General features: G+C 50.7%; 17 protein-coding genes, 1 tRNA gene and 1 pseudogene. 8 read left to right on the forward strand and 11 right to left on the reverse strand.

The window, feature by feature from the left end; translation table 11 throughout:
* The first annotated feature begins 2 nt into the window (after positions 1–2).
* Positions 3–953, forward strand: a complete 951-nt coding sequence (locus R3196_RS00890; RefSeq protein ID WP_318934720.1) for an ABC transporter ATP-binding protein — start codon at positions 3–5, stop codon at positions 951–953.
* A complete protein-coding gene (locus R3196_RS00895; RefSeq protein WP_318934721.1) occupies positions 953–2,047 on the forward strand; it encodes an ABC transporter permease in 1,095 nt (364 codons plus the stop codon). Before R3196_RS00890 ends, R3196_RS00895 begins: the two co-directional genes overlap by 1 nt.
* Here the strand turns inward: R3196_RS00895 and R3196_RS00900 are convergent.
* Both R3196_RS00900 and R3196_RS00905 read right to left on the reverse strand, forming a co-directional pair.
* Positions 2,044–2,853, reverse strand: coding sequence for a DUF547 domain-containing protein (locus R3196_RS00900; RefSeq protein ID WP_318934722.1), 810 nt, complete (start codon positions 2,851–2,853; stop codon positions 2,044–2,046). The genes R3196_RS00895 and R3196_RS00900 overlap by 4 nt on opposite strands.
* On the reverse strand, positions 2,841–3,431 hold the full coding sequence (locus tag R3196_RS00905; RefSeq protein ID WP_318934723.1) for a TetR/AcrR family transcriptional regulator: 591 nt from the start codon (positions 3,429–3,431) through the stop codon (positions 2,841–2,843). Before R3196_RS00905 ends, R3196_RS00900 begins: the two co-directional genes overlap by 13 nt.
* A gap of 90 nt (positions 3,432–3,521) precedes the next feature.
* Between R3196_RS00905 and R3196_RS00910 the strand changes: the two genes are divergently transcribed.
* The 5 genes from R3196_RS00910 to fabA all read left to right on the forward strand — a co-directional run bounded on the left by R3196_RS00910 (position 3,522) and on the right by fabA (position 8,034).
* Complete coding sequence (locus R3196_RS00910) at positions 3,522–4,070, forward strand: carboxymuconolactone decarboxylase family protein (RefSeq protein ID WP_318934724.1); 549 nt, start codon at positions 3,522–3,524, stop codon at positions 4,068–4,070.
* Positions 4,071–4,091: 21 nt separating this feature from the next.
* Complete coding sequence (locus R3196_RS00915; protein ID WP_318934725.1) at positions 4,092–4,505, forward strand: hypothetical protein; 414 nt, start codon at positions 4,092–4,094, stop codon at positions 4,503–4,505.
* 12 nt (positions 4,506–4,517) lie between these two features.
* The gene (locus R3196_RS00920; protein WP_318934726.1) at positions 4,518–5,393 is read left to right on the forward strand and encodes a TraB/GumN family protein; all 876 of its coding nucleotides are present in this window, start codon (positions 4,518–4,520) and stop codon (positions 5,391–5,393) included.
* Positions 5,394–5,513: 120 nt separating this feature from the next.
* The gene (locus R3196_RS00925; protein WP_318934727.1) at positions 5,514–7,430 is read left to right on the forward strand and encodes a Lon protease family protein; all 1,917 of its coding nucleotides are present in this window, start codon (positions 5,514–5,516) and stop codon (positions 7,428–7,430) included.
* 91 nt (positions 7,431–7,521) lie between these two features.
* A complete protein-coding gene (gene fabA, locus R3196_RS00930; protein ID WP_318934728.1) occupies positions 7,522–8,034 on the forward strand; it encodes a 3-hydroxyacyl-[acyl-carrier-protein] dehydratase FabA in 513 nt (170 codons plus the stop codon).
* An 85-nt stretch (positions 8,035–8,119) separates the two neighbouring features.
* On the opposite strand, the gene rmf is transcribed toward fabA, so the two are convergent.
* From rmf to rlmKL, 5 genes are all read right to left on the reverse strand, one after another.
* Positions 8,120–8,293, reverse strand: coding sequence for a ribosome modulation factor (gene rmf / locus R3196_RS00935; RefSeq protein WP_318934729.1), 174 nt, complete (start codon positions 8,291–8,293; stop codon positions 8,120–8,122).
* A gap of 185 nt (positions 8,294–8,478) precedes the next feature.
* Positions 8,479–10,203, reverse strand: a complete 1,725-nt coding sequence (locus R3196_RS00940; protein WP_318934730.1) for a DUF3466 family protein — start codon at positions 10,201–10,203, stop codon at positions 8,479–8,481.
* Positions 10,204–10,210: 7 nt separating this feature from the next.
* The gene (locus R3196_RS00945; RefSeq protein WP_318934731.1) at positions 10,211–12,136 is read right to left on the reverse strand and encodes an ABC transporter ATP-binding protein; all 1,926 of its coding nucleotides are present in this window, start codon (positions 12,134–12,136) and stop codon (positions 10,211–10,213) included.
* Positions 12,133–12,369, reverse strand: coding sequence for a glutaredoxin family protein (locus tag R3196_RS00950; RefSeq protein ID WP_318934732.1), 237 nt, complete (start codon positions 12,367–12,369; stop codon positions 12,133–12,135). Before R3196_RS00950 ends, R3196_RS00945 begins: the two co-directional genes overlap by 4 nt.
* Positions 12,362–14,497, reverse strand: a complete 2,136-nt coding sequence (rlmKL, locus tag R3196_RS00955; RefSeq protein ID WP_318934733.1) for a bifunctional 23S rRNA (guanine(2069)-N(7))-methyltransferase RlmK/23S rRNA (guanine(2445)-N(2))-methyltransferase RlmL — start codon at positions 14,495–14,497, stop codon at positions 12,362–12,364. The genes R3196_RS00950 and rlmKL overlap by 8 nt, the downstream gene beginning before the upstream one ends.
* Positions 14,498–14,677: 180 nt before the next feature.
* Here rlmKL and R3196_RS00960 point away from each other — a divergent pair.
* Positions 14,678–14,754: transfer RNA gene (locus tag R3196_RS00960), tRNA-Met, on the forward strand.
* Between the two features lies 1 nt (position 14,755).
* On the opposite strand, the gene R3196_RS00965 is transcribed toward R3196_RS00960, so the two are convergent.
* From R3196_RS00965 to R3196_RS00980, 4 genes and pseudogenes are all read right to left on the reverse strand, one after another.
* Positions 14,756–16,525, reverse strand: coding sequence for a bifunctional 2',3'-cyclic-nucleotide 2'-phosphodiesterase/3'-nucleotidase (locus tag R3196_RS00965; RefSeq protein ID WP_318934734.1), 1,770 nt, complete (start codon positions 16,523–16,525; stop codon positions 14,756–14,758).
* Positions 16,526–16,554: 29 nt separating this feature from the next.
* Entirely contained in the window at positions 16,555–17,118 is a 564-nt protein-coding gene (locus R3196_RS00970; protein WP_318934735.1) for a cell division protein ZapC domain-containing protein, read from the reverse strand.
* Positions 17,119–17,186: 68 nt separating this feature from the next.
* Positions 17,187–18,194, reverse strand: a complete 1,008-nt coding sequence (gene pyrD, locus R3196_RS00975) for a quinone-dependent dihydroorotate dehydrogenase (RefSeq protein ID WP_318934736.1) — start codon at positions 18,192–18,194, stop codon at positions 17,187–17,189.
* 3 nt (positions 18,195–18,197) lie between these two features.
* Positions 18,198–19,075 (reverse strand): annotated as a pseudogene (locus R3196_RS00980) (NAD-glutamate dehydrogenase domain-containing protein); the annotation flags it as partial.

The following is a 19,075-nucleotide window of genomic DNA, read 5'->3' on the forward strand; positions in this document are numbered from 1 at the left end:
TTATGGCTGAATCTGAGGTTGCCATCAGGGCTGACGATCTGACCCGCCATTTTGGCCCGGTCACAGCGGTTAACGAATTAAGCTTAAGCATTGAGAAAGCACAGATCTATGGCTTTCTGGGGCCCAACGGGTCAGGCAAATCAACGGCGATAAGAATGCTGTGCGGATTGCTGAAGCCAACGTCAGGAAGCGTCACGGTATTGGGCTTTGATTTGCCCCGTCAGGCTGCCGCGGTGCGTTCCCGTATTGGTTATATGACTCAGGAATTCTCGTTGTACGAAGATATGACTGTGTTGGAAAATCTTCGGTTTTTGAGCACTATCTATGCCCTGCCGCGTCAGCAACGGAAAGAACGTATTGAACAGGCGCTGGAAACCTATGATCTGAAGGATCTGCAGCAGCAGTTTTCCGGCACCATGAGCGGCGGCCAGAGGCAGCGACTGGCACTGGCTGCGGCAACTTTACATCAACCTGACTTGCTGATCCTGGATGAGCCCACCAGCGGTGTTGATCCTCAGAGCCGGCGTGACTTTTGGGACAGGCTGTTTGATTTAGTCGGGCACGGCACTACCATTCTGCTCTCAACCCATTATCTGGACGAAGCTGAGCGCTGCCATCAGCTGGCAATACTCAACCAGGGGCAATTGGTTGCGGAAGGCGCCCCTGCCGAATTGATGGAAACTCTGGACGCTCAGGTGGTTGAAATCAGTACCAGTGAGTCGCTTAAGGTGCGTCATGAACTGAGCTGCCATGATCAGGTTCAGAGCGTTGCCCAGTTGGGAACCCGTTTACATGCGTTACTAGATAAAGCCATTGAGGATCCGGTAGCAGAGGTGAGGAAATGGGTAGAAAGCTGCGATAAAGACATTGATGTAAAGGCAGTTTCAGCCAATCTGGAGGATGTGTTTGTGGCGGCTACCGAGAACCGGCAACAGCTGGAGCACGACTCATAATGCTTTGTTCACTGACTCGTTTCTGGGCTATAGCCAATAAGGAAATCAGGCAGTTAGGCCGGGACAAACTGACACTGGCGATGATTATCGGGGTGCCGTTACTGGAAATTACATTATTTGGTTACGCGATTAACACCGACGTGCGTCAGCTTGAGGCGGCTGTTGCGGATCAGGCCAATACCACAGCCTCACGTGAGCTCGTGCGCTCAGCTGAGGCGACTCAGGTTATCCGGGTAATCAACACCGTAGACGGTCCGGTCGAACTCAAGCGCCTGCTTGATGCTGGTCGTATCGAGGTCGGTATCTTTATTCCGCCTGACTTTGAGCGTCGTCTGCAGGATAACAAGCGTCCTGCCGCCCAATTAATGATAAATGGCAGCGACCCTATTATCGCGGGTATTGCCCACGAGCTTGTAAAGTTACCGCCGCCCTTCGCCGACCCTGATCGATCGCCGGCGGTGCTTGAGGCACGGAACTACTACAATCCAGAGCAACGGACAGAGGTGCAGATTGTGCCGGGGCTTATCGGGGTTATTCTGAACCTGACGATGGTGCTTTTTACGGCTATAGCCATTGTCAGAGAGCGCGAACGCGGTAACCTGGAGCTACTTATTGCAACGCCGGTGCGACGCGGCGAATTGATACTGGGGAAAATCTTCCCGTACGTTATTATCGGCATGATCCAGATGAATATTATTCTGTTCGTCGGCGCTTGGTTATTTGATGTGCCGATCCGTGGCTCGGTCTGGGATCTTTATATTGCTGCGTTATTCTTTATTGTGGCGACACTGGCGCTGGGGATCACCATCTCGACTATGGCGAAGACGCAGTTTCAGGCAATGCAACTGACGGTGTTTACCTTTCTGCCCTCTATTCTGCTATCGGGCTTTATGTTTCCCTTTGAAGGCATGCCAGAGCCGGCGCAGTATATCGGCGAAATCCTGCCCCTAACTCACTTTGTCAGACTTACCCGGGGCATTGTGCTGCGGGGCTCAGAGCTAGGCCCGCTATACCCTGAACTACTGGCGCTGGCAGCCTTTAGCGTGGTGATGGTGGCAGTTGCTATATTCAGGTTCCGTAAGCGGCTTGATTAGCGACGGCTGTCAATAACGGCGCTGTCATTCAAGCGCCAGTTATAGTCCAGAAAGCGAACATCGTAGCCACTGGTTTCGGCATCATAATAGCGGCTACCGAAATCGGTAAGCTTGTTAAAGCCCTGATGCCCTTGCTGAAAATCTTCGCGATACCATTTGAAAATTGATGACAGATAAAGGGTTTGCGCAGCAGCATCCAGATAATTCTTGTCTGGATCTGATAAAAAGCTCTGCATCTGGCTTTCCAACTGATGATCCAGCTCCGCTGCCCGATAGGCTTCTGCGCGCAAGTTAGGGCAACTGATAGCGGCGCAAACTAACGCAGCGTGAATACGCGGCTCTTTAAACTCTTTGCGGATCTGCTGGTGCTCAATCCAGTCAAGATTCCGTTCCTGCCCCAGTAAAGTGAAAAAATTCTGCTCCCACGGCGTACCAGACCAGCTACCAAGGTCGCGAATTGATTCAGCCTGTCCCTGCTCAAACTGCTGATAGTTGTTAATGATGAGTTTCAGCGTAAAAGCGTTATAAGCATTAATTAAAAAGGCCAGCTGTTGCTCCTTGCTCCACCCGCCATAGGCCTTATCTGATACCGAAGAAAGTCTTTCTAAATAATGGCTTAGCTTGGCGTCGTTGCTGCTCAGCTGGTTATAATCAACCCATGATTTGCTATCATAAAACTCAAGATGAGTTGATAAAATATCAGTAAAATTCTGATGGGAATGGTCAAAATTATCGGCAAAAGCAGTGTTTGCTAATAGTAAAAAGCCGCTAATAGCCAGCACTGACCGTGTTTTTATAAAACGCATGTAACCTCCTTGCCTATTTGCCCGGCGAGTTGTCTGATTCGAAGCGGATCGGTGTTGCGCTGCAGGAATACCCTCAGGCCCATGATTGCCACCTGTAAACGTTGCGCCATCAGCCGGGGATCTGCCGATCGGGGTAACTGCCCTGCCAGCATTGCCGTGCTGTACACTTCGCAAAAGTAGTCTTCCAGATCTGCCAGATAATCTTCCGCGGCCTGGCTCAGAACCGGCTGACTGCCGCTTAACTCGAGTTTGGAACTGACTAATAAGCAGGCTTTCTGCGCCGGCTCCGCCTGCGCAAGGTCAGCCAGACCGATGAGGTAGGCACGCACCCCGGCCAGCGGGCTGTCAGCTCCGTCAATCAGGGCTTTGAGTTTATCTATAGTATTCTCGGCATAATAAGCCAGTACTTCCGTAAAAAGTCTTTCTTTTGAGCCAAAGGCGGCGTAAATGCTGCCCGGGCGCATATCCAACGCCAGTTCAAGATCTTTCATTGAGGTTGCCGTGTAGCCCTGCCGCGCAAACAGGTCCAGAGCTTTGCGCAGCACCGACTGACGGTCAAATTTTGCTTTTCTTGGCATATGGGGCCTGTTTATTTGAATGATCATTCAAGCTTGACTAGAGTGTGTCATGATAGTTGAGCGATCATTCAATAACAAGGAGAGCTAATTATGTCAGACTTTACCCTTCATGATAAAGATTCAGCCCCATCTGCCAGTAAGGAGCTACTGAAGGCTTCAGAAAAAGATTCCGGCATGATCCCCAATTTACATGGTGTTATGGCTGAATCGCCTGAATTACTTGAGGCATACCAGACACTCCATAAGTTATTTATGAAGAGTAGTTTTAATAACGATCAGACTACTGTGGTCTGGCAGGCAATCAATGTTGAGCACAAGTGCCATTATTGTGTGCCAGCCCATACGGCCATTGCTAAATCAATGGACGTCAGCGATGAAATTATTGACGCGCTGCGTAAAGAAGAGCCTCTGCCCTCACACGAACTGGAAGAACTTCGGGATTTCACTCTGAAAGTAGTGCGTTCCCGCGGCCAGGTAACCGATGATGATCTGGAAACTTTCTATAAAGCGGGTTACACGAAGAAAAATGTGCTAGAAGTTATTCTTGCAGTTGGTCAGAAGGTTATGAGTAATTACACCAATCATATCGCTGAAACGCCGCTGGATAAGCCCTTTGAAAAGTTTCGCTGGGAAAAATAAACCTTAAAAAGGAATAAAATTATGGTTGGGCTTCAATCAAATGAAACTAAGGCTCGTCTGCAATGGTCGCTGTTTGCCCTGCGGGTGGGTATTTTTATCGTCATGCTGTTATGGACCCTGGATAAGTTTGTTAATCCGGGTCACAGTGCTGCCGTTTTTGATAAGTTTTACTTTATTTCCGGGCTTGGTGAAACAGCCTTTATGGTGATCGGTATCATCCAGTTGTTGATCGTTATTGGCTTTGTGATTGGTTTTAAGAAACGCATCACTTATGGTCTGGTTCTGATTTTTCACGGAATATCGACCTTAGCGTCTTTTCCCGTATATCTGGATCCGTTTAATAACCTGCTGTTCTTCGCGGCCTGGCCTATGTTGGCAGCCTGTCTGGCGCTCTACTTATTGCGCGATGAAGATAAAAAGTTAGTGCTTAAATGAGAGGCTTTTCGAATGCGTGTTAAGAACCTGGCGGTACCTTTTTTTGGGGTACTGCTTTTTTTTGTTTCCTTGGGTGCGCATGCGTCCCTGTTGTACCAGATTAGCGGTAAGGGTATCGAGCAACCCTCGTACCTGCTTGGCACTATGCATGTGCTATGTGAGCGGGACTTTAAAATTGACGAGCGTGTTCTAGGTGCGCTGGACAACACAAACCAACTGGTTCTGGAGCTGGACCTGGCCGACATGGTAGTCGCTCAGCAACTACAAAGCAGTGTCCGACAGCCCGGTGGACCCTACTTAAAGAAACACCTGACCGATACACAATTTAACGAGGTTGATCAGGCGCTGCAGCAAATTACCGGCGTGTCGCTCAGTTACTTTGAAGAGCTGCGCCCATTTGTAATCAGCAACATGGTGGTCACACATTACCTTAATTGTCGGCAACTTGCGTCCTATGAAGGATTTCTGTTGCAGCAGGCAAAGCGAACCGGAAAAGATGTGATTGGCCTGGAAAGCGTTGCCGATCAGATCGGTATTTTTGATCAAATTCCATTGTCTGAACAAAGTACCTGGTTATGGCAAATGATTGCCGAATCTGAGCAGTCTAACGAGGAATTGCAGCAAATGAAGGAGCTGTTCCTAAAGGAAGACGTAGAGCAGCTTTATCAGCTGATTGTCACGCAGCAGGAATTCACTAATTACAGCTCAATCCTGCTTGATGAGCGGAACCGTAACTGGGTTGAAATTCTGCCGCCGCTGATGGCTGAGCAACCATCCTTTATCGCTGTTGGTGCCGGGCATCTTGGCGGCCCTCAGGGCGTTATCGCTTTGCTCCGTGCCGCTGGCTATACGGTCCAGCCAGTTACTGATTCCGGAGCAGCGGACTAATAGACTCTGGATTCCCGCCAATAGGCTCGGTTATTGAAGTAGCAATGATACCTCACAATAATGGCAAATACATGTCGGTATCAGCTATCATAGGCGGCTAATTCAAGGAGAAGATATTTCATGCATGTAACCGCTGACGCTTTACAACCGGCTATTGATAACTGGGCGGAGCAATACCCTGATAATTTTAGCCCAAGCGCTCTGGTTGGCCAGCAACGGGCGACATCCGCCCTTCATCAGGCAATGAGTATCGCTGGTCGCTACGCTCACGGTTTTTTAGTAACCCCTGCCGGGTTGCGTACCTATGATGTGTTGCAAGAGCTTCAGCAGCTGCACAGGTGGGCCTACGCCGAGAAATATGACTGGGTCTATCTGGCGAACCCAAATGCGGCCAGTGAACCGCAATGCGTGAATCTTCCCGCGGGAACAGCCAGCGATTTTCTGGCGCAGCTATGGCAGCTACTGGAAACCCCGGTCGCGAGTCGCCAGGAGCAGCTGATAGCCTTGCGTGATACTTATCCGACCGAACGGGCACATGGTTATCTGGATGGCGTAGCAGAAAAGAACTTCAAAGACTTACCGGGCTCTGAGCTGGCAACCATTATTGTGCAGCATGATGAGGAACAACCCTTCGTACTCTGTGACCGGGTGACCGAAACCAATTTATTTGGCAGTATTCGTTTACAGTCAGTCGAAGGTACTATCAGTTCTGAGCTGCATCTGATCGAAGCTGGTGCCCTGCTGAAAGCGAATGGCGGCGTGTTGGCAATTGATGCTGAAGAACTGTTGTCCCAGCCGGGGCTATGGCGAAAACTAAAATATATTTTGCGTACCAGCCTGTTTCATTGGCCGCAACCAGGTGAAGCCAATATCGCCGCCTATTATCGGCCGGAGCCGGTGCCGGTCCATATCAAAGTCCTGTTACTGGGCGATCGCGATATTTATGCTCAGCTACGTGAGCTCGACCGTGACTTTGACAACTTATTTCCTTATCTGGCGGATTTCTCCGGGCATTACCCCTTAAGTCAGCTGCCATTGGCGCCCTACTTTGATTATCTGGCCTACGTACAACGCGAAGCCGCGGTATTGCCCTTACACCGCAATGCCTATCCGCTATTGTTCAAATTTGCTTCGCGGCTAAGCGATTACCAGACCGAGTTAAGCCTGGATACGATAACCCTGATGCAACTCATGCGAGAAGCGTCAGCCATTGCTATTGCGCTGGGGACTGAAGAAATTCAGGACGAGCACGTGCAACGTGTATTGCGGCAGCGTAAATATCGCGACGGTTATATCGCCGATTTAAGTCGTCGCTCTATCCTTGAAGGCCAGGTCTATATTGCCACCGATGGCCGGGTGGTCGGTCAGGTGAATGGTTTGACGGTAGTTACCGCTGGCGGTAGCGAATTTGGTGAGCCATCCCGGATTACTGCCACTGTCCATTACGGTGACGGTGATATTATCGACATTGACCGAAAGTCAGAATTAAGCGGGAATATTCACACTAAGGGCGTTATGATCCTCAGCGCCTATATCGCTAATGTGTTTGCCCGCAGCGAAGCAATGAGTCTGTCAGCGACTATCGTTTTTGAACAGTCTTATCACGAAGTTGATGGCGACAGTGCCTCGCTGGCTGAGTTGTGCTGCTTACTGTCAGCTCTGGCAGAGGCTCCTATTGAGCAGGGGCTGGCCATAACCGGTGCCGTTGATCAGTTTGGCCGCGTGCAGGCTATAGGCGCCGTCAATGAGAAAATCGAAGGCTACTTTTCGCTCTGCCAGGCACGCGGCCTGACCGGGCATCAGGGAGTGATCATTCCCGCTGCTAATCTGAGCCAATTGAATCTCGAGCCTGAGGTCATCGAAGCGGTACAAGCGGGCCAATACCATATCTACGCGGTCAATCATGTTACTGAGGCCCTGGAGTTGTTGACCCAATCGGACCAGAAAAAGCTCTATACCCGTATCGAGGAACGTCTTGATGAACTGCAGCATACTGAGCGGGCACCGAACTGGTGGCGCCGTTTACTTGGTCGATAATTACTAGTCGGACTTGTTAAGCGTACACGTGTTAGCTAAGCTACCCGAACTTTTATTTAGTTCATCTGATAATCAGAACGACAAGGTACTTATGAAACAATCTAGTTATACGCGTGAGGAACTGCTGGCGTGCGCTCGCGGTGAGATGTTTGGCCCTGGCAACAGTCAGTTACCGGCGCCTAATATGCTGATGATGGATCGGGTCGTTGAGATTAACGATCACGGTGGCGAGCACGGTAAAGGCTTTATCCATGCTGAATTAGATATTAACCCTGACCTCTGGTTCTTTCAGTGCCACTTTATTGGCGACCCGGTAATGCCCGGCTGTCTTGGACTGGACGCTATGTGGCAGCTAACGGGCTTTTTCCTTGCGTGTGCTGGCGGCCCGGGCCGGGGGCGCGCACTTGGTGTGGGCGACGTGAAATTTACCGGTCAAATCCTGCCGACAGCTAATAAAGTCAGTTATTTTATTGATATGAAGCGCGTTATTAAGCGCTCGCTGTACATGGGGATTGGTGACGGTCGGGTTGAAGTAGACGGTAAGACAATTTATACCGCTAAAGATCTTAAAGTGGGTCTTTTTACTGACACATCCAAGTTCTGATAACCTGCCCTATGAAGATATAACAAAGCCCGCGTGAACTAGCGGGCTTTTTTGATTCTATAATTTAATTTCGGGTTGCTGAAAATTATCGGAACAATCCGACACCGCGAGCTTCCATCGCATCGCGCCAACCGCCTAGCCAGTGTGAACGTATGTCCTGGCTCTGATAAGGGCAGTTCTCTTTGGAGCGACCGGACACACCGGCTTTAAAGCCCTGAGAATGGGCGCGTTCGAGGCGATCGCGTTTTTGTCTTTTCATCTTTAGCTTCCTCGTGCAGATTTAACGTTTTAAGAACCAGATAAATACTGCTTGGCTCTATCTTTATAGATAGCAATTCTGGGCAGGAGTTCAAGATAAAAAAAAGCACGATTCATGTGACTTATGCTAAGTCGATGAAATCGTGCTTATTCTATGAGAGGTTTTTCTTAGAACAAGTTATTTTACTAGTTGACAAAGCGGCGACGAATTGTAATAAGACCACCAATCAACAACATAGAAAAAACACTTAGCAATGAGGTTGAAGCACCCTGGCGCTCAGTTTTTTGTTCGGTTACATCACAATCATTCAGCTCGCCACTAGTGGGATTCATCAGCAGTGTTTTAACCACTTGTTCAGTTTTTGTCTGTCCCTCTGAGTCAGTGTAGTTTGACTCTACCAGAGCTGTTGCGACGATATCGCCCTGCTCGTTAATTCCCTCAGCTGAAACGATAAAGTAGCCAGTATCACACTGAATGGCATCGTTGAGGTTAATCACGCCTGCATCAGGATTACTGATATCGTACATAAAACCGACCCGGCGCCGGGCTGTCGCCAGAGAGGGTTCGATTTCGGCTGTACCAACAATGATACCAGCGTCGTTGACATCGTTTGGTACCATACTGGAGCCAACAAAGAAGCTGGGCAATTCGGTAAATGTCCCGGTATCAACATCATAGGTAAAGCCAACATTACGACGAATACCCTGAACGGTGCGGATCAAATAGCCAGTCACCAGATTATTATTGTTAATCGCGTTGGCGCTGCCCCAGATATACAACTCTTCTTCGGTGACGGGTATTACCGTGTCACCGACGAAAACTGCAGGCATTTTAATCCGGTTATTGACGTTCGTGTCATCGCCCCGGAAGTAAGTCCAGCTTTGCCCTACAGCGATATCATTGTTATTTACTGCATACGCATAACTGGAGAAGTCGCCGTTATCTTCGGCACCACGATCCATCAGGGTGCCGAGTGGTGTGGCAGATATAACGTCGCCATTGGCATCGAGCTGCCACCGCATTGCGCGCATATCATAAATTGACCGGTTCGCAGTTATACCGGAAATGTTCGTAGCGGAAGAACGCTGCTTAGCATGCCATAATTCCCAAATACACACATAAAGTGGCTCTGTCGACGGTGGTTCAGCGACATCGGTCTCACATTTTTCAATACTTGCGACTGAATCCGGGGCCACCGCTACGCTGGCGAAACCGACCGCGACATGATTGGCATTGATATCAAACATGACGGATTCGCCGCCCAGGTGTGCTTGCTCAGGTGGAGCATAGCTCTTAAAACTAGTGCCATTATGCCAGATTGCCCGGCTGGTAAAATCCCGTTCTGCATAAGTTATGGTACTGGTGGCTTCGCCATCTGCATTGGTCGCCTGGTATTCGAGTGGTTTATATGGTGCAGTACCAAAGCCGACCAGAATGTTATTATCATTCAATCCGTAAAAGTGATGATCGGCAGTATCTGCCATTTCCGGAGTTGTTTCGTCGGTATCGTTGAAAGGATCGTAAAAAGTGACGTCCTGGCCGTTGTAAGTACCGGCAAAATTAAAGGCTACCCGCGGATTTTCGAGATAAGGATTGACCCGATCTTCGAGCAGGCTCAGGAGGCTGGAATATTGCTCGTAGGATAACTCAAAAGTTTCAGGATCAATCTCCAGCGGGATTCCTGCCTTACTGCGAGTAGCATTAACCACCCGGGTCACATCAACCTCACGGTTTTCAGGCAAACGCCCCAGCACCGCAGCCAGCCCCATCTCATTAATATCGAGCGGGAACAAGTGACGTACCTCCGCCGGCGTGGGCAACTCCTGAAAGTTGTAGGTATCTGCCTGTACTGCAGCAATAAATGATGCGGAGGCAGCCGCGCTTACAGCGGCTAAAGTAAGTTTGTTCATAAGTGAATTAACTGCTCTCTTGTTGTAAGTTTTCTAATTCGTCCCAGCGTTCCAGAACGTCTACTAATTCTGTTTCGATAGCACCTAATCTTTCCAGCGTAGCGCTGGTAATTGCGTGCGACTGATTATAAAAATCAGGGTCACTAACCCGTTGCTGCAACGCGGCCTGTTCTGCTTCCAGTGCCTCTATTCGTTGCGGCAGCATATCAAGTTCCCGCTGCAGCTTATAGGATAACTTTTTTCGTGGCTTTTCAGAAGCCCGCTGCGGTGCCGGCGAAGACGTCGACTGCTCAGACTGCCGGCTAAGGGTTTTAGTTCCCTCTTGCTGCTGCAGATAGTGTTCTACCTCGGTAAAACCACCAAAGATCTCAGTTACTTTTCCGTCACCTTCAAACAACAGCACGCTGGTAGCCGTATTATTGACAAATTCCCGGTCGTGGCTCACCAGAATAACGGTGCCCTGATAGTCAGCGACAATCTGCTCCAGCAGTTCAAGGGTGTCGATATCCAGATCGTTGGTCGGTTCATCGAGAATTAAAAAATTACTTGGTTGCAGAAACAACTTAGCCAGTAAGGCCCTGTTACGCTCTCCGCCCGACAGGGCTCGCACCGGTGTACGGGCCTGTTTCGGTGAAAACAGGAAATCCTGCAGATAGCTCAGAATATGCCGGCTACGGCCGCCATAACTAACATCCTGCTTACCTTCGCCGACGTTTTCTGCCACGGACAGCTCAGGATCCAGTTGCGCGCGGTGTTGATCAAAATAGGCGACCTCGAGATTGGTTCCCAGTTTAATAACACCACTATCAACCTTCTGTTGGCCCAGTAGTACCCGGATGAGGGTACTCTTACCACAGCCATTGGGCCCAACCAGCGCCACGTTATCTCCCCGTTGCAGGGTTAATGAGAAATCACTCAGGATAACCTGATCGGCAAAGCTTAGATTCAGCCCTTCTCCTTCAAATACCAGCTTACCTGATCGCTGGGCTTCCTGAACGGATAGCCTGGCGGAGCCTTGCTGCTCGCGGCGTTGGGCGCGCTGTTTGCGCAGCTCCTGCAAGGCCCGCACGCGACCTTCATTGCGCGTGCGTCGGGCTTTGATGCCCTGACGCACCCAAACCTCTTCCTGAGCTAATTTTTTATCGAATTCGGCGTTATGGGCTTCTTCGATCTCAAGGTTTTCCTGTTTGAGCTGTAGATACTTGTCATAATTGCCGGGGTAGCTGGCCAGATGACCGCGATCTAAATCGACGATGCGGGTTGCCAGGGCGCGGATGAATGCCCGGTCATGACTGATAAAGAGTACCGCGCCGCGAAACTCTTTCAGCATGGTTTCAAGCCAGCGAACCATATCCACATCGAGATGGTTGGTCGGCTCATCAAGTAACAGTAAGTCGGGTTGAACGACTAACGCCCGGGCCAGCGCAACGCGCCGTAACCAGCCTCCGGAGAGTGATTCCATAGTCGCATCAGCTGGCAGGGATAACTGAGTCAGCACCTGTTCAATCCGGGTTTGCAACTGCCATCCGTCCGCGGCCTCAAGCTGCGTCTGTAGTTTGCCGAACCGATCCATCAACTGGTCCATCGACTGGCCGCTGGAGTTCTCAGTGAGTTGCTCGGAAATATGATGGTATTCTTTTAAAATATCGCCCACATCAGCCAATGCTTCAGCCACATAATCAAACACTGTTTGTGGCGAGTTCGCCGGCGGATCCTGGGGTAACCGGGTGATAACAGTATCGCCTACAATCTGCACCGCGCCATCGTCAAGCTGGGTATGGCCATCTAATACCTTGAGTAGTGTGGATTTACCTGCCCCGTTACGGCCGACCAGACAAAGGCGCTCCCCCGCTTCGATAACCAGGTCAACACCGTCTAAAATCGCGTCATTTCCAAACGCCAGATGGGCATTTTGCAAGCGCACAATACTCATGAATTCAAAAACTCCTCTAATTCGTTACCAAAAGGCCAGCGTAGCTCAGCATCATCACTGTGGCGCACCAGAACCGGAACTAACCAGGCATACTCCTCCAGCAACTCGGGCTGTTGGGTAATATCGACTATGTGCAGGCGCACGGGCTCCTCGGGCTGACAGTGATGTACCGCCAGCAAGGCCTCAGTGCAGAGCGGACATTCTGGCTTCGTCAGCAGATAAAAATCAGTCAATGCTGGTCACCCGATATAAATGGTGAATATTTTTGTTGCGGCTGAAGTCCAGCGGGATGGAACGCTGAGTTAAGTCCTCTGCTTTGAGGTATAGCTCGGCCAGGGCTTCTTCGTCGAGCTTAAACCGGCGCTTGTTGTTTGAAAACAGAATAACGCCGTTGTCCTTGAGTAATCGCGCGGCAAGTTTAAGCAATAATGGATGATCCCGTTGCACATCCAGCACATCATCCATGCGCTTTGAGTTGGAAAATGTTGGCGGATCAAGAAATATCACGTCAAAACGCTGTTGCGGCCGCTGCTCCCGCAACCAGGTCAGGCAGTCAGCCTGGACGAACTGGTGCTGTCGGGTATCTATTTTATTGAGCCGGAAGTTATCTTCGCCCCAGTTCAGGTAGGTTTTTGACAGATCAACTGAAACCACCTGCTTAGCCCCGGCCAGCGCAGCATGCACCGATGCAGTACAGGTATAGGCAAACAGATTCAGCACGGTTTTGCCCGCACTTAACCGGGCAAGTTCCTGACGAGCCCAGCGATGGTCAAGAAAAAGTCCGGTATCCAGATAGTCACTAAGATTGACCATAAACTGCGCATCGTATTCATTTACAACGGTTGTCAGGCCGCGCGGCTGTTGCTTCTGATACTGCTGCTTGCCGATCTGCCGTTGGCGTACTTTCAGGGTCATTTTTTCAGCATTAAAGGGTAATTCCTGTGCCAGGGTGTCTAATAAAAACCACAAACGCTCCTTTGCCACTGCTTCGGGTATATCTTTTGGCGCCGCATACTCCTGTATCACCAGATAGTCGTTATAAACATCGACGGCCGCATTGTATTCAGGCATGTCTGCGTCATACAGTCGCCAGGCACTAACCCCTTCTTTTGACGCCCATTTTTCCAGTTTCTGATAGTTTTTCCGGAGCCGGTTAGCCAGATCATTTGATTGCGATTGAGTAAACTCTGGTTGCTCTTTAGTTAAATCGTACAGGGCCAGAACGGTCTCCAGGGCGCCATTAAAAAGCTTGTATTTCTTGGTACTACGCAGCTTCATGCGCTTTAGTAGTTGTTCATCGCCAGCCAGAACTGCTGCCTGCCAGCCCTGAAATTGCTGACGTAGCTGCTGGCCAAAGCGACGGTAAAGCAGCAGGGTTTCAACTTCTTCACCCAGGCGCTCACCATAAGGAGGGTTACACACCAGTAATGGCGTCACCGTCTCTTCGCTAGCTACTACCGGGCTGGTAACCTTATCAGCAGCTTTCATCTGCCAGTCACACTTGCCTGCCAGGCCAAGGCGCGTGGCATTTTGCTCAGCAATAGCAAGCATCTTAGGATCCGTATCTGAGCCAAAGAAGCGTGCGTTGGAGCTCTCAAGTGCGCGCTGGTGGCGTTCTTCTGCCTCCTGAAGCTCCCGCTGCCAGAGCTTTTCATCATGGTTGAGCCAGGCTTCAAAGCCCCAGCCGCGGCGGGTCAGCCCTGGTGCACGGTCGAAACAGATCATTGCGGCCTCCAACAGCAATGTGCCCGAGCCGCAGAAAGGATCCAGGATAATACCAGTGTCGCGGGTCACGCCGGCGCGCAGCACCACTCCGGCGGCCAGGGTCTCACGCAATGGCGCAGCGCCCTGCTCCTGGCGGTAACCGCGACGGTGCAAACTGTCGCCGGATAAATCCAGATACCAGGTTAACTTATCTTTGTTCAGGTGCGCATTGATGCGGATATCGGGCTGATCCTTTGAAACGGTCGGCCGTGATTCACCGATTGCACGGAAATGATCGACAATACCGTCTTTGACCAATTGCGCACCGAACTGGGTATGGCGGATGTCTTGATTCTGTCCGCGAAAGTCGATAATAAAGGTCCGGCTTGGATTAAAAACGGTTTCCCACTGAGTTTCCGCTACCGCTGCAGGCACTGCATCCGCGCGCAGCGCTTCGCACTCGCCGAGCTTTAACAGCACACGGCTGGCAAGGCGACTCCACAGACAGGTACGATAGGCTAATGCGAGATCGCCACGAAACCAGCATCCCGCCAGGGTTTGACGAACGTCGGCCGCGCCGATCTCATTCAGTTCATCAAAAAGCAAAGCCTCAAGCCCTTTGGCGCAGGTGGCAAATAATTGCAGATTTTCACTCATGTGAGTAACAGACCCATATTCAATAATTAGGCAGTAATTATACCGGACTAACCGCCATCTGTATTGGGTGAAATAGTCGATAAAGCGAGTCAATCTGGCAGAATCGCCGGAAAAGTAAGCAGTCAGTTCGAAAGGCTATTGCGTTCTTAGTGAATACTGGTAGTATGCGCATCAATCGGACGCGGGGTGGAGCAGTCTGGTAGCTCGTCGGGCTCATAACCCGAAGGTCGTAGGTTCAAATCCTGCCCCCGCAACCAATTAATCCGATGAAGGTATTCCCTCAACGAACCAGTGCTTTATTAATTCCTTCTGATACCCTTGTTCTCCCAGACTTTTTAAATAACTCACCAATATAGCCTGAATTTGATCTGGGCTGCGGTAGACTACCGTCGCACCAACAACCCCCGGAACGTCGCCACCACCGCTCGCACGATAACTGTTCAGCGCTACCAGAAAAGTCATTTCGTCAGTGACGGCTTGATTAGCGTAACGTAAGTCGACAATACGATCGCCCTGCTCCCGCCGGGGATCTATGCGATATGACAAACCGTACAGACTGTCAAAGTTATAGCCGGGAAAATCCTGGTTAACCCAGGCCCACGCCTCTGCACGTCTGTCATCATCGGGAACCGTAAAGGCCAGCGCACTGAATTCCAGCCACTGACGTATTTGCTCGCCACTCGCTTGAATGACATCCAGCGTGTTCGGATAGCGGTAGAGGTCGGCCGTATCGCCGAGCGTCACTTCCCCTGCGGGTATTTCAGTGTAGCGGCCCTGCTGCTCGTCTTCCGTGTTAAGCGCTGCATTGAAAGGCGCGCTTGCGCTGAGTAATGGCAGGTCGCCGGCCACTTCGGCAGGCAGCTGCGCCCGGGCGTACCATAGCTGTGCTTCATGAATCAGTTGGACCGCCAACTCCGGCTGTAACCGCGCTCTGCGGTAGCTTAAAGGTCGTGCTGTATAGCCCACAGGTTCGGCAACAAACTCCCTGGTTGCCTGATGCACCTGTTGCAATGTTTCTGCCAGAGCGGTGTCGTAGGTAGCGCTGACTGCGCGGGTGCTGCTCTGAGCGGATAATACGCGCCAACGCTTATCAACAAATTCAAGTTCAAGATCGATGATGCCAAGGTGCTCACCATAAGCGCCCGGCTGCACCGCTGCCATCCCGCTAATGCGACCGCCGTTGCTGTCTATTCCGGGAAGCGCGTCATAAGCGCTGGTGCCTGGAAATACCTCATGCTGATGGCCAAGTATCAGCGCATCAATACCTGAAATTCCAGCCAGCTCCCAGCCCGCCTGTTCACTATCCAGTGGATTGGATGTTTGCTTTGGCATACCGGTATGAGCGGCCAGTACCACGACATCAGCGCCCTGCTGTCTTGCCGCCGTAACTTGCGTAGCTGCCGCTGCCACCATTTCAGTCATATAAGCGTGGCCGGTAAGATATTGCTCGTCCCATTGCATGACTTGCGGCGGCATCACGCCAATGATAGCGATACTCAGTGGCCGTCGGGTGCCATACTGATCAACAGCTTCACGCTTGAGCAATGTATAGGGGCGAATTTGCTTACGCAGCGCATCCGGAGCGCCGGGCAACCAGTGGATATTGGCACTCAGTACCGGAAACTGCGCTTTACTGTATGCTTCAGCGAGATAATCAAGGCCATAATTAAATTCATGATTGCCGAGGTTTGCCGCGTCATATCCAAGTGTGTTCAGTGTCTGAATAATCGGATGGGCATTCACCGGTTTACTGCTGGCATGTTGGTTTACGAGGAAGTCGGCTACCGGCGAGCCCTGCAACAAATCGCCGTTCTCAATCAGTATGGATAACGGAGCTTCGGCTCTGGCCTCGTCAATTACGCTGGCGGTGTGAACCAGTCCATTTTGCACCGGCTGTTTGGAAAAGTAGTCATAGCCCGTCAACTGAGCATGAACATCACTGGTGGCCATGATCCTCAGCGAGGCGCGCGGTGATTCAGACGGAACTGAGGCAGGCTGGCAGGCAGCTAAAGAAGTAATAAGGGACATAAAAATCGCCGTAACAGACGAAAGCCTCGTCATGCGCGTTGGCGTAAAGAGCCGTCAGCGTTTTTAGGGGATGCTGACTGTAGAAGGCGGCTGGCCTGCAGACGGTTGGTCAGAACTTTTACCACTTCGAATTCTGCTAATGACTTAATTTCTGACAGCTCCATCCGTTTATCCAGCAGCATGCATTCAGCAAATTCACCCTCTAAATTAAGTATGACAAAAGTGGCCGAGGTTAATCCGGAGTTCAGTTCCACTAAGGCGCCTTTTTGTAACGGATATTCCGGGGCCTGAGTTTGCTGTTGAAAGTGCCAGCTCTGAGGCATTTGTGGTCTGCCGAAACGTTTGAAAATAACGTGATTCAGGGATACCTGCAGGATCTGTGCCGGTGCCCAGTGATCGTAGCTACTCAGAACGTCGAACATTTCCTGAAACGCAACGGCATCTTCTAAATTGAAGGCTGCATTCATTGCGTGCATGGAAATTAATTTGGATGTTTTATAAGGACAGGTGTGCACCAGCCCGTCACCGAGCTCAATGGATAGCTGCTGGGATTCTGGGTTAAATACCCACCGCCAGTTTTGCGAAGCTTGCACTTTGTCGATCCTTTAACAAATATTGCCTGATAAAAGCTGCTTGTTAAACTAACTAAAAATCTGGGAATTTACAAGTTGTTGACAATCTTCCGGATTAGCTCAGGACCTTCGTAGATAAACCCGGTATAGACCTGTATTAACTTTGCCCCGGCCGCCAGTTTAGCTTGCGCACGTTCAGGGCTGTCAATGCCCCCGACTCCGATAACCGGAATCTGATCGCCTAACTGCTCGCATAGTCGCTGCACCACGCGGGTGCTGCTATCAAATAGCACTGAGCCACTCAGTCCCCCGGCTTCGTCGGCGTGGGGCAAACCGGCAACAGGATCCCGGCTTAGAGTGGTATTGGTCGCGATTACGCCGTCAATCTCATGCTTTAACAGAGCCTGCGCAATATCAGTAATGCCTTCGTCAGTAAGATCCGGTGCAATCTTCACCGCCAGCGGCACGTAACGGCCGTCTTTCTGATGTAATTCATGTTGGAGTGCCTTTAATGCCGAGAGCAAGTCATCAAGGGCATTGCCATGCTGAAAGGCACGTAACCCCGGCGTGTTCGGTGACGATATATTAACTGCGATATAGCTGGCATAGGGGTAAACTTTGCGCATACACAGCAGATAATCATTTACCGCCTGATCTTCCGGTGTATCTTTATTTTTACCAATGTTTATCCCTAATACTCCGCGGAAGCGGGCTTTGCTAATTTGCCCGACCAGATGGTCAACGCCCTTATTATTAAAGCCCATGCGATTAATTATCGCTGTCCGCTCCGGAATACGAAACATGCGCGGCTTGGGGTTGCCCGCCTGAGCTTTTGGCGTGACTGTACCCACTTCAATGAAGCCGAATCCCATCTGAGCGAATGCGTCAATAGCTTCGCCATTCTTATCAAGGCCGGCCGCCAGGCCTACCGGATTCGGGAAATCAATGCCCATAACCCGCACCGGATGTGCGTCAACCTGTTGCCGCCAGGCTAAGGACAAGGGGGTGTGCGCGTACCGGCTCAATACCCCCATGGTAAAGTCATGCGACTTTTCTGCATCCTGACGGAACAACCATGCTCTTAGCCAGCTATACATCACTTAGGCCGTTGTACAGTTATGGTTGAGCAGCATGAGTTCACGCAAGGTCACCGAGAACTTGGCAAATTCATGGGTCTTCGTTGTTTTAAAGTCGTTCAGAGTCTGTAACCAACGATCCACATAGACATCATTCTGACTCAACCACTGATCCAGGATTGCTGAGGCGTCCATTTTCAGGTCAGCGCCCTTGAGCATACTCATTGTCAGTGAACGCTGCTGCCAGTCGAGCTCTTCCCGGAATGCCGCGCGCGCAAGCGCCTGCCAGTGGTTATCTACAGGTTGATTGTTGATTTGTTCAAGGAACCAGTGCAGTGACATCCGTGCGCCCAGACGGAAATAAGCTTCCGCAACGAGACTGACTTTACAGTTGGTCTGATGAACAATGTCGGCAATATCCAGAGCAGAGAACAAGGTTGATAAGGTACCGATCTGATGCGCCAGGTCTTTCGGGACTCCCTGCAGCTGCAGTTTTTCAATTTCCTTTTCAAGCGCGGCGCGTTCATCAGCAACGATATATTTCAGCACGTTTTTACGCAGGTCATTAAAGCTCGCCTGGTAGAAATCCAGATGCTCCTGGATGGTACCGAGAGCTGGATTCTTATGGCGCAGGAACCAGCGCGTAGCGCGACGTACCACGCGACGTATCTGAAACAGCATACGGTTCTGCACGTCAGCAGATACTTTGTTGTTCTGCGCCTCAATTTGCTCCATTATACCGCGCAGATTGAAACACTCCCGAGCGACCACATAGGCAGCCGCAACTTCTGCGCCAGTGGCACCAGTCGCGTCCTGTTTGCGGTAAACAAAGTTTGGCCCCATATCGTTAACAATATTATTGGCCAGGCGCGTAGCGATGATTTGTCCGCGCAGCGGGTGGA

This window comes from Pseudidiomarina sp. (assembly GCF_033722695.1).
In the GTDB taxonomy this organism is placed as follows: domain Bacteria; phylum Pseudomonadota; class Gammaproteobacteria; order Enterobacterales; family Alteromonadaceae; genus Pseudidiomarina.

Bases quoted from the DNA above. Each gene is read 5' to 3' on its own strand.
- R3196_RS00890 (WP_318934720.1), top strand. From the start codon at position 3: ATGGCTGAATCTGAGGTTGCCATCAGGGCTGACGATCTGACCCGCCAT.
- rlmKL (WP_318934733.1), bottom strand. From the start codon at position 14,497: ATGAGTGAAAATCTGCAATTATTTGCCACCTGCGCCAAAGGGCTTGAG.
- R3196_RS00910 (WP_318934724.1), top strand. From the start codon at position 3,522: ATGTCAGACTTTACCCTTCATGATAAAGATTCAGCCCCATCTGCCAGT.
- pyrD (WP_318934736.1), bottom strand. From the start codon at position 18,194: ATGTATAGCTGGCTAAGAGCATGGTTGTTCCGTCAGGATGCAGAAAAG.
- R3196_RS00940 (WP_318934730.1), bottom strand. From the start codon at position 10,203: ATGAACAAACTTACTTTAGCCGCTGTAAGCGCGGCTGCCTCCGCATCA.
- R3196_RS00920 (WP_318934726.1), top strand. From the start codon at position 4,518: ATGCGTGTTAAGAACCTGGCGGTACCTTTTTTTGGGGTACTGCTTTTT.
- R3196_RS00895 (WP_318934721.1), top strand. From the start codon at position 953: ATGCTTTGTTCACTGACTCGTTTCTGGGCTATAGCCAATAAGGAAATC.
- rmf (WP_318934729.1), bottom strand. From the start codon at position 8,293: ATGAAAAGACAAAAACGCGATCGCCTCGAACGCGCCCATTCTCAGGGC.
- R3196_RS00905 (WP_318934723.1), bottom strand. From the start codon at position 3,431: ATGCCAAGAAAAGCAAAATTTGACCGTCAGTCGGTGCTGCGCAAAGCT.
- fabA (WP_318934728.1), top strand. From the start codon at position 7,522: ATGAAACAATCTAGTTATACGCGTGAGGAACTGCTGGCGTGCGCTCGC.
- R3196_RS00945 (WP_318934731.1), bottom strand. From the start codon at position 12,136: ATGAGTATTGTGCGCTTGCAAAATGCCCATCTGGCGTTTGGAAATGAC.
- R3196_RS00925 (WP_318934727.1), top strand. From the start codon at position 5,514: ATGCATGTAACCGCTGACGCTTTACAACCGGCTATTGATAACTGGGCG.
- R3196_RS00965 (WP_318934734.1), bottom strand. From the start codon at position 16,525: ATGTCCCTTATTACTTCTTTAGCTGCCTGCCAGCCTGCCTCAGTTCCG.
- R3196_RS00900 (WP_318934722.1), bottom strand. From the start codon at position 2,853: ATGCGTTTTATAAAAACACGGTCAGTGCTGGCTATTAGCGGCTTTTTA.
- R3196_RS00915 (WP_318934725.1), top strand. From the start codon at position 4,092: ATGGTTGGGCTTCAATCAAATGAAACTAAGGCTCGTCTGCAATGGTCG.